We start from the raw sequence: 520 nt of genomic DNA, 5'->3' as shown, positions 1-520 counted from the left end.
ACAGATGAGCGTGACCGAAAGCTTTTTAATTTATAAATTTTGAGAGATGAGTAGTGGAAGATCCAACACTTAATGAGTTAATACGTAATACAGAATTATTTTTTGAACATCACTGGAATGTAGATCTATTAGGAACGCCTCCTGAATGGTCACCAGTACATTTTAATTTTGGGAAAATTCCTAATTACGATAAACAAGGTGTATATGCGTTTATCAAAGGGGATTTAGTGACTTATATCGGTGTTGGCACTTCTAGAGGTGCTGGCCGTTATCGTGGTAATGGCTTAAGCGCCAGGGTAATGAAATATTGCCGATGGAATGAAGATAAAACTGAATATATTGCGATAGATCCAAGATTAAAAGATGCTGGATCCATCATTACGATAGGCTTTGAACGTGATAGGGCTTATTTAGCAAATGCTCTAGAAATTTTTCTTATCTCTAAACTCCAACCTGTCCACAATGTGGTTAAAGTTGGTATGTAATTTCGCATAAGAGATTTTATGTTAAAGAAAATATT

1 protein-coding gene is annotated in these 520 nt (G+C 35.2%); it reads left to right on the top strand.

Translation table 11 applies throughout. The features are described from left to right. Positions 1-53 precede the first annotated feature (53 nt). Complete coding sequence (locus IEZ01_RS34510) at positions 54-485, top strand: hypothetical protein (protein ID WP_000390052.1); 432 nt, start codon at positions 54-56, stop codon at positions 483-485. Positions 486-520: the final 35 nt, after the last annotated feature.

It is taken from the genome of Streptomyces purpureus (assembly GCF_014648195.1).
Lineage (GTDB): Bacteria > Actinomycetota > Actinomycetes > Streptomycetales > Streptomycetaceae > Streptomyces > Streptomyces purpureus.
Note: the sequence above shows the minus strand (reverse complement) of the source record. Positions and strands in the feature narration are given on the sequence as shown.